This window comes from Streptomyces sp. NPDC051018, assembly GCF_044456085.1.
In the GTDB taxonomy this organism is placed as follows: domain Bacteria; phylum Actinomycetota; class Actinomycetes; order Streptomycetales; family Streptomycetaceae; genus Streptomyces.
Genome location: NZ_JBITFN010000013.1, coordinates 194,535 through 208,633 on the forward strand (window position 1 = coordinate 194,535; position 14,099 = coordinate 208,633).

Annotated in this window: 9 protein-coding genes; 6 read left to right on the forward strand and 3 right to left on the reverse strand. The window is 72.1% G+C overall.

Annotated elements, in window-relative coordinates:
• The first annotated feature begins 34 nt into the window (after nucleotides 1–34).
• The 4 genes from ACIBCM_RS23040 to argF all read left to right on the forward strand — a co-directional run bounded on the left by ACIBCM_RS23040 (nucleotide 35) and on the right by argF (nucleotide 7,037).
• Nucleotides 35–1,615, forward strand: a complete 1,581-nt coding sequence (locus tag ACIBCM_RS23040; RefSeq protein WP_399246036.1) for a 3' terminal RNA ribose 2'-O-methyltransferase Hen1 — start codon at nucleotides 35–37, stop codon at nucleotides 1,613–1,615.
• Nucleotides 1,612–4,302: a polynucleotide kinase-phosphatase gene (locus ACIBCM_RS23045; RefSeq protein ID WP_399246038.1), complete on the forward strand. Its 2,691-nt coding sequence runs from the start codon at nucleotides 1,612–1,614 to the stop codon at nucleotides 4,300–4,302. The genes ACIBCM_RS23040 and ACIBCM_RS23045 overlap by 4 nt, the downstream gene beginning before the upstream one ends.
• Nucleotides 4,303–4,593: 291 nt before the next feature.
• Nucleotides 4,594–5,826, forward strand: coding sequence for an arginine deiminase (locus ACIBCM_RS23050; RefSeq protein ID WP_399246040.1), 1,233 nt, complete (start codon nucleotides 4,594–4,596; stop codon nucleotides 5,824–5,826).
• A 206-nt stretch (nucleotides 5,827–6,032) separates the two neighbouring features.
• Nucleotides 6,033–7,037 carry an ornithine carbamoyltransferase gene (gene argF / locus ACIBCM_RS23055; RefSeq protein WP_399246042.1) on the forward strand — a complete coding sequence of 335 codons (1,005 nt, stop codon included), beginning with the start codon at nucleotides 6,033–6,035 and terminating at the stop codon, nucleotides 7,035–7,037.
• 111 nt (nucleotides 7,038–7,148) lie between these two features.
• On the opposite strand, the gene ACIBCM_RS23060 is transcribed toward argF, so the two are convergent.
• The gene (locus ACIBCM_RS23060; RefSeq protein ID WP_399246044.1) at nucleotides 7,149–7,577 is read right to left on the reverse strand and encodes an ATP-binding protein; all 429 of its coding nucleotides are present in this window, start codon (nucleotides 7,575–7,577) and stop codon (nucleotides 7,149–7,151) included.
• A 416-nt stretch (nucleotides 7,578–7,993) separates the two neighbouring features.
• Here ACIBCM_RS23060 and ACIBCM_RS23065 point away from each other — a divergent pair, with 416 nt between their 5' ends.
• Entirely contained in the window at nucleotides 7,994–8,821 is an 828-nt protein-coding gene (locus tag ACIBCM_RS23065) for an enoyl-CoA hydratase family protein (RefSeq protein WP_399246046.1), read from the forward strand.
• Between the two features lie 332 nt (nucleotides 8,822–9,153).
• Nucleotides 9,154–11,442: a bifunctional salicylyl-CoA 5-hydroxylase/oxidoreductase gene (locus ACIBCM_RS23070; protein WP_399246095.1), complete on the forward strand. Its 2,289-nt coding sequence runs from the start codon at nucleotides 9,154–9,156 to the stop codon at nucleotides 11,440–11,442.
• 131 nt (nucleotides 11,443–11,573) lie between these two features.
• On the opposite strand, the gene ACIBCM_RS23075 is transcribed toward ACIBCM_RS23070, so the two are convergent.
• Both ACIBCM_RS23075 and ACIBCM_RS23080 read right to left on the reverse strand, forming a co-directional pair.
• Entirely contained in the window at nucleotides 11,574–12,446 is an 873-nt protein-coding gene (locus tag ACIBCM_RS23075; protein WP_399246048.1) for a PaaX family transcriptional regulator C-terminal domain-containing protein, read from the reverse strand.
• Between the two features lie 15 nt (nucleotides 12,447–12,461).
• A complete protein-coding gene (locus ACIBCM_RS23080; protein ID WP_399246050.1) occupies nucleotides 12,462–14,078 on the reverse strand; it encodes an AMP-binding protein in 1,617 nt (538 codons plus the stop codon).
• Between the last annotated feature and the right edge of the window lie 21 nt (nucleotides 14,079–14,099).

Here is a 14,099-nt window from a genome sequence, read left to right on the forward strand (position 1 = left end):
TGCGGACGACGGAGCGGCACTGATACTCGGACGTGTGTTCCTGACGATCAGTACGACCGGTACCCCTGAACGTCCCGCCACCGACCTCGGGTTTCTGCTCCATAAACATCCCGAGCGGGCGCAGACGTTCTCCACCTCGCACGGCACGGCCCACGTCTTCTACCCCGAGGCGTCCGCCGAGCGGTGCACCGCCGCACTGCTGCTGGAGGTGGATCCGGTGGCGCTGGTGCGGCGCGGCAAGGGCAAGGGCCGTGGCGGCGCTCCCGACACCGCACTCGCGCAGTACGTCAACGACCGTCCTTACGCCGCGTCCTCGCTGCTGGCCGTCGCGCTGAGCACCGTCTTCAAGAGCGCGCTGCGCGGTGTGTGCGCGGCCATGCCGGAGCGGGCGGAAACCCCGATGCCCCTGCGCATCGAGGTACCCGCCATGCCCGCGCGCGGTGGCGAGGAACTGGTCGGGAAGCTCTTCGGACCGCTCGGCTGGACCCTGGTGGAGGCACCGCCGGTACCGCTGGACGGGCAGTTCCCCGAGTGGGGCGCCTCCCGCTATGTCCGGCTGGCGCTGGAGGGCGAGCTGCGGCTCGCCGACGCCCTGCGGCAGCTGTACGTTTTGCTGCCGGTGCTCGACGACGCCAAGCACTACTGGGTCGCCCCCGACGAGGTCGACAAACTGCTGCGCGCGGGCGAGGGCTGGCTGGCCGACCACCCCGAGCAGCAGCTGATCACCAGCCGCTATCTGTCCCGCCGCCGCGGCCTGACCCGGCAGGCGATGGAACGGCTCGAACTGGTCCGGCTCGCCGAGACCGACGATCTCGGTGTCGAGGACGTCGACAACGCGGTGGACGAGACGTCCGACACGGAGGACAGGCCCGTGCCGCTCGCACTGCAGCGGCGGGACGCGATTCTGGAGGCGCTGCGCACGGCCGGAGCGAGCCGGGTCCTCGATCTCGGCTGCGGCCAGGGCCAGCTGGTCCAGGCCCTCCTCAAGGATGTGCGCTTCACCGAGATCGTCGGCGTCGATGTCTCCGTACGCGCCCTGACCATCGCCGGACGCCGGCTGAAGCTGGACCGCCTGGGCGAGCGCCAGGCCGCGCGCGTCAGCCTGTTCCAGGGCTCCCTGACGTATACCGACAAGCGGCTGACCGGCTATGACGCGGCCGTACTCAGCGAGGTCATCGAGCATGTCGACCTCCCGCGCCTGCCCGCTCTGGAGTACGCGGTGTTCAGGTCCGCCAGGCCCGTGACCGTGATCGTGACCACCCCGAACGTCGAGTACAACGTCCGCTGGGAGACCCTGCCCGCCGGTCATGTGCGCCACGGCGACCACCGGTTCGAGTGGACCCGAGGGGAGTTCCGCGCCTGGGCGGAGGAGGTCGCCGAACGCGAGGGCTACGGCGTGCGGTTCGTACCGGTCGGCCCCGACGACCCCGAGGTCGGACCGCCCACCCAGATGGCCGTGTTCACCCGCACCGACGCGCAGGAGTCCCGTCCACCGGGCGACGGCGGCGGGGCCGCGGGCAGGGGCGGGGACGGAAGCGGACCCGGGGTCACCCGGCAGCAGGCGGACACCGGTCCGGTCGGCAGCAGAGAGAAGAAGGAGGAGAAGGCCGCATGACCGGAGCGAACTCGACCGGAGCGAACGACACCGGCACCGCCGAGAGGCTGAACGACGAACGGGACGAGCAGCGGAACGAGGAACCGAACGAGCAGCGGAGCACGCGCTTGCTCCCGGTGACCGATCTCTCCCTCGTCGTCCTCATCGGCGCCTCCGGCTCCGGCAAGTCCACCTTCGCCCGGAGGCACTTCGCACCCACCGAGGTCATCTCCTCCGACTTCTGCCGGGGGCTCGTCGCCGACGACCAGAACGACCAGAGCGCCAGCGGCGACGCCTTCGACGTCCTGCACTACATCACCGGCAAGCGGCTCGCGGCCGGACGGCTGACCGTCGTCGACGCCACCAATGTGCAGCCGGAGAGCCGCAGACAGCTGATCCGGCTGGCACGTGAGCACGATGTGCTCCCCATCGCCGTCGTCCTCGACCTGCCCGAGGAGGTGTGCGCCGAGCGCAACGCCGTCCGCCCGGACCGGGCGGACATGCCCCGCCGTGTCATCCGGCGCCACCGCAGCGAACTCCGCCGCTCCCTGCGCGGCCTGGAGCGCGAGGGCTTCCGCAAGGTCCACATCCTGCGCAGCGCGGAGGAGGCCGACAACGCCGAGATCGTCCGCGAGCGCCGCTTCAACGACCTCAGACACCTCACAGGCCCCTTCGACATCATCGGTGACGTCCACGGCTGCAGCTCGGAGCTGGAGACCCTGCTCACCAGGCTCGGATACGAGGACGGCGTCCACCCCGGGGGCCGTACAGCCGTCTTCGTCGGCGACCTGGTCGACCGGGGACCCGACAGTCCCGGGGTGCTGCGCCGGGTGATGGCCATGGTCGCGTCCGGCGACGCGCTCTGTGTTCCCGGGAACCACGAGAACAAGCTCGGCCGTTATCTCAAGGGCAGAAACGTCCAGCACACCCACGGACTGGCCGAGACCATCGAGCAGCTGGAGCGCGAGGACGACCGGGACCCGACCTTCCGGGAGCGCGTGCGCGAGTTCATCGACGGCCTCGTCAGCCACTACGTCCTGGACGGCGGCCGACTGGTCGTCTGCCACGCCGGGCTGCCCGAGAAGTACCACGGCCGCACCTCCGGCCGGGTCCGCTCGCACGCGCTGTACGGGGACACCACCGGCGAGACCGACGAGTTCGGCCTGCCGGTGCGCTACCCGTGGGCGGAGGACTACCGGGGCCGTGCCGCCGTGGTCTACGGTCACACCCCCGTCCCCAGCACCTCCTGGATCAACAACACCATCTGCCTGGACACCGGAGCGGTCTTCGGCGGGAAGATGACCGCCCTGCGCTGGCCCGAGCGGGAACTCGTCGACGTACCCGCCGAGAAGGTCTGGTACGAACCCGTCAAGCCCCTCCTCACCGAGGCCCCGGGAGCCCGTGAGGGACGGCCGCTGGACCTTGCCGATGTGCACGGGCGGCGGGTCGTCGAGACCCGTCATATGGCCCGGGTCTCCGTGCGCGAGGAAAACGCGGCCGCGGCGCTGGAGGTCATGAGCCGGTTCGCCGTCGACCCCCGGGTGCTGCTCTATCTGCCGCCCACGATGGCACCGACCGCCACCTCGGGGACGGAGGGTTATCTGGAGCACCCGGCCGAGGCGTTCGCGCAGTACCGCGCCGACGGTGTGAGCAGGGTGGTGTGCGAGGAGAAGCACATGGGGTCCCGGGCCGTGGTGCTGTTGTGCCGGGACGCCGTGACCGCCCGGGAACGCTTCGGCACCGGAAGCGGCGCCACCGGCTCCGGCGGTGGTTCCGGTGACGGCCCGGGCGGCCCGGGGGGACCGACGGGGGCACTCCACACCCGTACCGGACGGCCCTTCTTCAACGACCCCGCCGTCACCGAGGAGATCCTCGGCCGGCTGCGCGCCGCCGTCACCGGCGCCGGGCTCTGGGACGAACTCGGCACCGACTGGCTGCTGCTGGACGCCGAACTGATGCCCTGGTCGCTGAAGGCGTCCGGACTGCTGCGTTCCCAGTACGCGGCCGTCGGCGCCGCGTCCGCCGCCGTCTTCCCGGGGGCGACCGCCGCCCTCGAAGCCGCCGTCGCACGCGGAGTCGACGTCGCCGGGCTGCTCGGCCTCCAGCGGGACCGGGCGGCCGACGCCGCCGCCTTCACCGAGGCGTACCGCCGCTACTGCTGGCCGACCGAAGGCCTGGACGGTGTCCGGATCGCGCCGTTCCAGATCCTGGCCGCCGAGGGCCGCTCACTCGCGGCCGTACCGCACGACGAGCAGTTGAGCATGCTCGACCGGCTGGTCGAGCACGACCACACCGGACTGATGCAGGTCACCCGGAGGCTGATCGTCGACACCGGGGACGAGGCATCGGTGCGGGCGGGTGTGGACTGGTGGCTGGAGATGACCGCGAGGGGAGGCGAGGGCATGGTCGTCAAGCCGCTCCAGGCCATCGCCCGTACCGAGAAGGGCGCGCTCGTCCAGCCCGGCATCAAGGTCCGGGGCCGCGAGTATCTGCGGATCATCTACGGCCCCGAGTACACCCGGCCGGAGAACCTTCAGCGGCTGCGCGGCCGGTTCCTGGCGCACAAGCGGTCGCTGGCGCTGCGGGAGTACGCGCTCGGGCTGGAGGCGCTGGACCGGCTCGCCGACGGTGAGCCGCTGTGGCGGATTCATGAGGCGGTCTTCGCCGTACTCGCCCTGGAGTCGGAGCCGGTGGACCCCCGGCTCTGACCGGGGGCGGCCCCGGGACCGTGGCCCCGACCGGTATCCGCTGCCGGCGCCCGGCCTCTGTGTCCGCGTCCCGGCCCGTCACCCGTGCCCGGACCCGTACCGCGCGTCCTGTACGTGAGTCCCTGGCCCGTGGGGAGCCGCCGACAGCTCCCCACGGGCCCACACGCACCGGAAGTGGGCCCTCCGCGCGCCGGGCCACAGGAGCGGGCGGCACCCCGGCGCGCGGGCCGGCGGGAAACCGCTCTTCGCGTTCACCGGGTGAACCGGGCTCCGCGCGGTGAGGATGGGGTCATGGGATTCCACGTCGACTCCGAGACCGGGCGGCTGCGCCGGGTCATACTCCACCGGCCCGATCTCGAACTGAAGCGCCTCACGCCGAGCAACAAGGACGCCCTGCTCTTCGACGATGTGCTCTGGGTGCGCCGCGCCCGCCACGAACACGACGGGTTCGCCGACGTTCTGCGCGACCGCGGCGTCGAGGTCCATCTCTTCGGCGATCTGCTGCGCGAGTCGCTGGAGATCCACGAGGCCCGGAAGCTTGTCCTGGACCGGGTCTTCGACGAGAAGGAGTACGGGCCGCTCGCCACCGACCACCTCCGGGCCGTCTTCGACGACCTGCCGACCGCCGATCTGGTCGAGGCGCTGGTCGGCGGGATGACCAAGAGGGAGTTCCTGGCCGGCCACCCCGAGCCGACCTCTGTCCGGTTCCATGTGATGGACCTGGACGACTTCCTCCTGGACCCGCTGCCCAACCATCTCTTCACCCGTGACACCTCGGCCTGGATCTACGACGGCGTCTCCATCAACGCCATGCGCTGGCCGGCCCGGCAGCGGGAGACCGTGCACTTCGAGGCGATCTACAAGTACCACCCGCTGTTCACGGGGCCGGACGCCGGAACGTTCCACCACTGGTCGGAGGGCCAGGACGACTACCCCTCCACCATCGAGGGCGGTGATGTGCTGGTCATCGGCAACGGCGCGGTGCTGATCGGGATGAGCGAGCGCACCACCCCGCAGGCCGTGGAGATGCTGGCCCGAGGGCTCTTCGAGGCCGGTTCGGCGCGCACGATCGTGGCGCTGGACATGCCCAAGCGGCGGGCGTTCATGCATCTCGACACCGTGATGACCATGGTCGACGCGGACACCTTCACCCAGTACGAGGGCCTCGGCATGCTCCGTTCGTACACCATCGAACCCGCCGAGAGCGCCCGGGCGCTCCGGGTGAGCGACCATCCGCCGGAGCAGATGCACAGCGCGATCGCCGCGGCGCTCGGGATGAAGGAGATCCGGGTTCTCACGGCGACGCAGGACGTTCACTCGGCGGAGCGCGAGCAGTGGGACGACGGCTGCAACGTCCTCGCCGTCGAGCCGGGTGTGGTCGTGGCGTACGAGCGCAATGTCACCACCAACACCCATCTGCGCAAGCGGGGCATCGAGGTGATCGAGATCCCGGGCAGTGAGCTGGGCCGGGGGAGGGGTGGGCCTCGGTGCATGAGCTGCCCGGTGCAGAGGGACGCGGTGTAGCGCCCGGTGCCTTCCCGGTCCCGGGGAAGGGGGTGCCCGGTACCTCCCGGTTCCTGGGAGGGGCGTGTCCGGGTACCTCCCGATTCCCGGGGGAAGGCGTGTGCTGGAACCCGGAGACCCCGGGGGCTGTATAGCGATGCGGGGTCTCGTATAGACTTCCATCATCACCGTGTCCGCGACCCTTTTGTGCCCCAGGAGCAGCCATCATGGCCATACATCTCGAAGGCCGCCACTTCCTCAAGGAGCTGGACTTCACCGCCGACGAGTTCCGCGGTCTGATCGAGCTGGCCGCCGAGCTGAAGGCCGCCAAGCGGGCCGGGACCGAGGTCCGCCGGCTGACCGGGAAGAACATCGCGCTGATCTTCGAGAAGTCGTCGACGCGGACCCGCTGCGCGTTCGAGGTCGGGGCCGCGGACCAGGGTGCTTCGACCACCTACATCGACCCGGCGGGCTCCCATATCGGCACCAAGGAGTCCGCCAGGGACACCGCCCGGGTGCTGGGCCGGATGTACGACGCCATCGAGTTCCGCGGTGACGCGCAGGCCACGGTGGAGGAGCTGGCGCGGTACGCCGGGGTGCCGGTCTACAACGGCCTCACCGACGACTGGCACCCCACCCAGATGCTCGCCGACATGCTCACCATGACGGAGCACTGCCCCAAGCCCCTTTCCGGGATGTCCTACGCCTACCTCGGCGACGCCCGCTTCAATATGGGCAACTCCTATCTGGTCGCCGGAGCCCTCCTCGGGATGGACGTACGGATCGTCGCTCCCCATGCCTACTGGCCCGCCGAGGAGGTCCGGGCCCGTGCCCGCGCGCTCGCCGCGGGCAGCGGAGCCCGGATCACCCTCACCGAGGACATTGCCGAGGGCCTACGGGGCGCGGACTTCGTCGCTACCGACGTCTGGGTGTCGATGGGGGAGCCCAAGGAGATCTGGGACGAGCGGATCAAGGCACTCGGCCCGTACGCCGTGACCATGGACGTGCTCAGGGCCACCGGGAATCAGGAGGTGAAGTTCCTGCACTGCCTGCCCGCGTTCCACGACCTCGGGACGAGCGTCGCGCGCGAGATCCACGAGACCCACGGTCTGACCGAGCTGGAGGTCACCGACGAGGTCTTCGAGTCCGGGTACTCGGTGGTCTTCGACGAGGCCGAGAACCGGATGCACACCATCAAGGCGGTGCTGGTCGCGACCCTCGCCGGCCCCTGAGCGGGGCGGGTGCACGGTCCGCGTCCGGGGGCGGGCCGGGGTGGCGGCGCCCGCGGGGTCATCACCCCGCAGGGCCGCGTCGGGCCCGGGAGGCCGGTGCCGGCGCGGCCGTCAGCGGCGTGCCGGCAGGGTGAACCAGACCGCCTTGCCCGCCTCGGTCGGACGGTGGCCGCAGTCGGAGCTGAGCGCCCGGATCAGCAGCAGTCCGCGTCCGTGCTCCTGCCAGGGGTCGGCGGCCCCGGCCTCCGCCGCCGGACAGATCAGCCGGCCCGGCAGCACCGGGTCGCCGTCGTGGACCTCCACCTGACAGCCCGTCGGCAGCAGTTCCACCACCAGCACTATCGGGGAGTCCCCGCTGGTGTGCTCCACCGCGTTGGCGACCAGTTCCGCCGTCAGCAGCTCGGCCGTGTCGCTGTCCGCGGCCGGCTCGATGTCCGCCAGCGCCGTACGGATCAGGGCACGCGCCATCGGCACCGCCGCCGTGGTGTGCGGCAGTGCGATGCGCCATGAGGTGGCGGCGGGGCCGGATGCTTCGAGCAAAGAGGGTCCATTCCAGGCGTCTGGTGAGGGATACGTGGACCGGATGGATTCCGTTCGGCCGGGGCCGGGGATTCTCGGGTCGCGCCGTCCCCTTTCCCACCGTAGGGAGCCCCGAGACCTCTGTGAGGGTCCCCGGACCACTTGGTCAGGACCTGTGCCACAACCGCGACAGGACCATTGCCGTGTCACATGCCCCGGGGGCCGGGGCGGCGTCCGGCCCGGATTCTCCGGCCCGGCGGGGCGCGCGTTTGTCACAGAGCTCTGCGCACGGGCCCTGTGCGCACGGGCCCTGCGCGGAGCTCCGCGCACAGAGCGCTGTGCACGCCCAGGTATATCGCGTACTCGTGACGACAGTCATTTAGGGGTATAACTTCGAGGGAAGGCAGACAGCGGACCCCTGCGGGAGGCCACACTCCATGAGTCCCTTCACCGGCTCCGCGCCGCGCACCGAGGAATGGCGTCATCTGCGGCTGACCAGGCAGGACGGGGTCGCGACCGTGACACTCGCCCGGCCGCAGAAGCTCAATGCCCTCACCTTCGGCGCCTACGCCGATCTGCGGGATCTGCTGGCCGAACTGTCGCGGGAGCGGTCCGTACGGGCGCTGGTGCTCGGCGGCGAGGGCCGCGGCTTCTGCTCGGGCGGCGATGTCGACGAGATCATCGGCGCCACGCTCGCCATGGACACGGCCCAACTGCTCGACTTCAACCGGATGACCGGACAGGTGGTCCGCGCGATCCGCGAGTGTCCCTTCCCCGTGGTCGCGGCGGTCCACGGGGTCGCGGCGGGGGCCGGCGCCGTTCTCGCGCTGGCGGCGGACTTCCGGGTCGCGGACCCGTCCGCGCGGTTCGCGTTCCTCTTCACCAGGGTCGGTCTCTCGGGCGGTGACATGGGTGCCGCGTATCTGCTGCCGAGAGTCGTCGGCCTCGGCCATGCCACACGTCTGCTGATGCTCGGCGAACCGGTCCGCGCGCCCGAGGCCGAACGGATCGGCCTCATCAGCGAACTCACCGGCGAGGGCGAGGCCCACACCCGCGCGGCCGAGCTGGCCCGCCGTCTCGCCTCCGGCCCGGCCCTCGCGTACGCCCAGACCAAGGCGCTCCTCACGGCCGAACTCGATATGCCGCTCGCGGCCTCGGTCGAACTGGACGCCGCGACGCAGGCGCTCCTGATGAACGGAGAGGACTACGCCGAGTTCCACGCCGCGTTCACGCAGAAGCGCCCGCCGAAGTGGCGGGGCCGGTGAAGAGGCGGCCCGGGCGCGGTGGGCCGGAGCCCGAGCCGTCCGGTCCGGAGCCGTCCGGGTCAGGGCCTTCCAGGTCAGGGCCCGGTGGGGCCGGGGCCTCCGGAACCAGTGCCGGGGAGTCAGGTTCCGCCTCGGCCGAGTCAGCTTCCGTCTCGGCCGGGTCCGGTTCGGCCGGGTCCGGGCCGGGTTCCGGTCGGTCCGGGGCCGCCGGGGCCGAACCTCCGGAGCACGGGCCCCGGCCCGCCGAGAGCGGACCCCTGGAGTCCGGACCCCGTTCCGCCGAGCCGGGGCCCGCCGGGTCCGGAACCGCGTCCGTCGCGGCCCCCGCCCCGCTGCGTATCGCCGTCATCGGAGGCGGGCCCGGCGGGCTCTACGCGGCCGTGCTGCTCAAACGGCTCGATCCCCGGCGCGAGATCACCGTGTGGGAGCGCAACGCCCCCGACGACACCTTCGGCTTCGGCGTCGTGCTCTCCGACGAGACCCTCGGCGGGATCGAGCACGCCGACCCCGCCGTCCACCGCGAGCTCCAGAAGGAGTTCGTGCGCTGGGACGACATCGACATCATCCACCGGGGCCGTACCCTCACCTCCGGCGGCCACGGCTTCGCCGCGCTGGGCAGGCGCCGGCTGCTGGAGATCCTCCACCGCCGCTGCGAGGACCTCGGCGTACGGCTCCGCTTCCGCACCCCCGCCCCGCCCGCCGCCGCGCTCGCGGCCACGCACGATCTGGTCATCGCCGCCGACGGCGTCAACAGCCCCACCCGCGAGGCCGACCCCGAGGCGTACGGGCCGCGGATCACCACCCACCGCTGCCGCTATATCTGGCTCGCCGCCGACTTCGCCTTCGACGCGTTCCGCTTCGAGATCGCCGAGACCGAGTACGGCGCCATGCAACTGCACGGCTATCCGTACGCACCCGACGCCTCCACCGTCATCGTCGAGATGCGGGAAGAGGTCTGGCGGGCCGCCGGCTTCGACACCGGGGACGAGCGGGAGTCCGCCGGCCGCTGCGCCGAGATCTTCGCCGACGCGCTCGGCGGACGGCCCCTGCGCGGCAACAGATCCGCCTGGCTCGCCTTCCGTACCGTCGTCAACGACCGCTGGTCCCACGGCCGTACGGTCCTCATCGGCGACGCGGCCCACACCGCGCACTTCTCCATCGGCTCCGGCACCAAACTCGCCGTCGAGGACGCCCTCGCGCTCGCCGCCTGTATCGAGGAGCGGCCCGGGCTCGACGAGGCACTGGTCGCGTACGAGGAGGAGCGCCGCCCGGTCGTGGAGTCGACCCAGCGCGCGGCGGCTGCCAGTCTGCGCTGGTTCGAGGAGCTGACCGGCTGCCTCGGCCAGCCGCCACGCCAGTTCGCCTTCAATCTGCTGACCCGGAGCCGACGGGTCACCCACGACAATCTGCGGCTGCGGGACGCCGCCTTCACCGACTCCGTGGAGCGCGAGTTCGGCTGCCCGCCCGCCACACCGCCGATGTTCACCCCCTTCCGGCTCGGGCGGCTGGCCCTGCGCAACCGGGTCGTCGTCTCGCCGATGGACCTGTACTCCGCGCAGGAAGGTGTACCCGGCGACTTCCATCTCGTCCATCTCGGCGCACGCGCTCTCGGCGGGGCCGGACTGGTGATGACCGAGATGGTCTGTGTGAGCGCCCAGGGGCGGATCACCCCCGGCTGCGCCGGTCTCTACACCGCCGAGCAGGCCGCCGCCTGGCGCCGGATCACCGACTTCGTCCACACGCGCTCGCCCGGCACGGCCATCGGAGTCCAGCTCGGCCACTCCGGACGCAAGGGTTCCACCCGGCTGATGTGGGAGGGCATCGACCAGCCCCTCCCCGAGGGCAACTGGCCCCTGGCCGCCGCGTCACCCCTTCCGTACCGGCCCGGTGTCAACCAGGTGCCGACGGCCCTCGACCGTACCGGACTGGCCGCCGTGCGCGAGGAGTTCACCGCCGCCGCCCGGCGTGCCGCAGGCAGCGGCTTCGACCTCCTCGAACTGCACTGCGCGCACGGCTATCTCCTCTCCGGCTTTCTCTCGCCCCTCACCAACCACCGCGCCGACTCCTACGGCGGCGGCCTCGGCAACCGGCTCCGCTTCCCCCTGGAGGTGTTCGACGCGGTACGGGAGGTCTGGCCGGACGACCGGCCCATGACGGTCCGTATCTCCGCGACCGACTGGGCGGCGGGCGGAACCACCGCGGAGGACGCCATCGCCATCGCCCGCGCCTTCACCGCGCACGGGGCCGACGCGATCGACGTCTCCACCGGGCAGGTCGTCCCGGAGGAGCGTCCCGAGTACGGGCGGTCGTACCAGACGCCGTACGCCGACCGGATACGCAACGCCGTGGGCGTCCCCGTCATCGCCGTCGGCGCGATCTCGTCCTGGGACGACATCAACTCCCTGCTGCTCGCGGGCCGCGCCGATCTGTGCGCCCTGGCCAGACCGCATCTGTACGACCCGCACTGGACGCTGCACGCGGCGGCCGAGCAGGGCTATGCGGGGCCGGGCGCGCCCTGGCCGTCCCCGTACGCGGCGGGGAGCAGGAGGCCGCCGACGGGGCGGGCGGACGGGGTGGGGCCGAGGCCCGGGGCGGGTGCGGTCCGGGTGACGCGCGGCTGACCGGCCCGTCGGGGGTTCCGGCACCTGACCGGGCTCCGCGCCTGAGCCACCCCAGGGTTCCGGCGCCTGACCCACCCGGGGGCTCCGCACCTGACCCTCCCGGGGGCTCCGCCCCCGGACCCACCCGCTCCTCAATCGCCGGAGAGGCCGGGTTTCCCGGCTTCCGGCCCCTCGGGAGGGGCTGAAGCGGGCGATTCCGGGGGGTGGATGAAGGCCGCGCCCGCGTTGCGGAGGAGTTCGTGCAGTCGGCCGAAGACATCCGCCGAGCGGGCGCCCGGCCAGCCCTCCGGGAGCAGTTCGACGGGGAGGCCCGGGTCGGCGTACGGGAGGCGGCGCCAGGAGTCCAGGGCGAGCAGGTAGTCGCGGTAGGCGTCCTCGGGGGATGCCGTGCGCCCCGCCGACCAGCTTCCGAGGACCGGCTCGTGCGCGTCCAGGAACTCCTCGTGCTGCTTGGCGATCGCCCCCAGGTCCCACCAGCTCGCCACCGCCTCGGCCGTTGCCGCGAAGCCCAGGTGCTCGCCGCGGAAGAGTTCGACGTACGGGTCGAGCTGGAGGCGGCGCAGGGTGTGCCGGGTCTCCTCGTACAGCCGGGCGGGGGCGACCCAGACCCCGGGGGCCGCCGAGCCGAAGCCGAGGCGGCCGAGGCGGGAGCGGAGGAGATGGCGCTTGTTGCGCTCGGCCTCGGGCACGGAGAAGACGGCGAGGACCCAGCCGTCGGAGAGGAGGGGGACGCGCCGGTCGTAGATACGGCGGTCGCCGTCGTCGAGGAGCTGACGGGCGTCGGGGGACAGCGCGTATCCGGCCGCGCCGCTCGGGGTACGGCCGGGGACCAGCAGCCCCCGCCGTTTGAGCCGGGACACCGAGGAGCGTACGGACGGCGCGTCCACGCCCAGCGCGGCCATCAGCCGGATGAGTTCGGCCACGGGCAGCGGCCCCTGCCGTTCGCGTCCGTACGCGCCGTACAGGGTGACGATCAGGGAGCGGGGGGTGTGCTGGTCGGCCACGTGGTCACTCTAGGCTCACTCACGGGTCCGCAGCAGGAAGCGCTGGAGCTTGCCGGTCGGGGTGCGCGGAAGGGCGTCGAGGAACACGAACTCCCGGGGGCACTTGTACGGGGTGAGCCGGGCCTTCACCGCCTCGGTCAGCGCGGCCGCCGTGCCGTCGCCCCTCGGCACCCCCTCCCGCAGGACGACGTACGCGACCACGATCTGTCCGCGCAGCCCGTCCTCGCGGCCGATCACCGCTGCCTCGGCCACGTCCGGGTGGTGCATCAGCGCCTCCTCCACCTCGGGTCCGGCTATGTTGTAGCCGGCTGAGACGATCATGTCGTCGGCGCGGGCCACATAGCGGAAGTAGCCGTCCGGATCACGTACATATGTGTCACCGGTGAGGTTCCATCCGTCGCGTACGTACTCCAGCTGGCGCCGATCGGTCAGATAGCGGCAGCCGACCGGGCCGCGCACGGCCAGCAGCCCGGGCTCCCCGTCGGGGACGGGAACCCCGCCCCGGTCCACCACACGCGCCTGCCAGCCGGGCACGGGAACGCCGGTCCTCCCCGGCCGGATCGACTCGTCGGCGGCCGAGATGAAGATGTGCAGCAACTCGGTGGCGCCGATGCCGTTGATGATGCGCAGACCGGTCCGCTCCAGCCACTCACGCCAGGTGGCGGCCGGCAGATTCTCCCCGGCGGAGACACAGCGCCGCAGTGAGCCCAGCTCGGGGGCGCGGGGGTCGTTGAGCATCACCCGGTAGGCGGTGGGCGCGGTGAACAGGACGGACACCCCGTGCTCACCGATCGCGGGCAGCAGATGCGCCGGGCCCGCCTGTTCCAGCAGCAGGGACGAGGCGCCCGCCCGCATCGGGAAGATCACCAGTCCGCCGAGCCCGAAGGTGAAGCCGAGCGGCGGGCTCCCCGCGAACACGTCGTCCGGCTCGGGCCGCAGCACCCGCGCGGAGAAGGTGTCGGCGACGGCCAGCACGTCCCGGTGGAAGTGCATACAGCCCTTGGGGCGGCCGGTGGTCCCGGAGGTGAAGGCGATCAGCGCGACATCGTCGGCCGCCGTCGCCACCGCCGGATACGGCTCCGGGGGCGCGTCCTGGGCCAGCCGCAGCAGATCGCCGGGGGAGTCGCCGCCGTACGAGGTGATCCGCAGCCCGGGGACGTCGGCCGCGACCAGGTCGTCCAGCGAGCGGGCGTCGCACAGGGCGTGGCCGACGGAGGCGATCCGGCACATCGTGGCCAGCTCCCTCGCCCGCTGCTGGGCGAGCACGGTGACGGCCACCGCGCCCGCCTTCATGACCGCCAGCCAGCAGGCGGCGAGCCAGGGCGTCGTCGGGCCGCGCAGCAGCACCCGGTTGCCGGGGACGACGCCCAGCCGGGAGGTGAGGACATGGGCGATCCGGTCGACCCGGTCGCGCAGTTCCCCGTACGTCCAGAGGTCCCCGCAGCCGGTCCTGAACACGGGCCGGCCGGGGCCGAAGCGGTCGATCGTGCGGTCCAGCAGCTCGTGTCCGCAGTTGAGCCGGTCCGGGTAGCGCAGCTCGGGCAGGTCGAAGAGGAGGCCGGGCCACTGCCCGGCGGGCGGGAGGTGATCACGCGCGAAGGTGTCGAGGTGGGCCGACGGTGACAGCTCCATGTTTCGCCCCCTTCTCGTGGT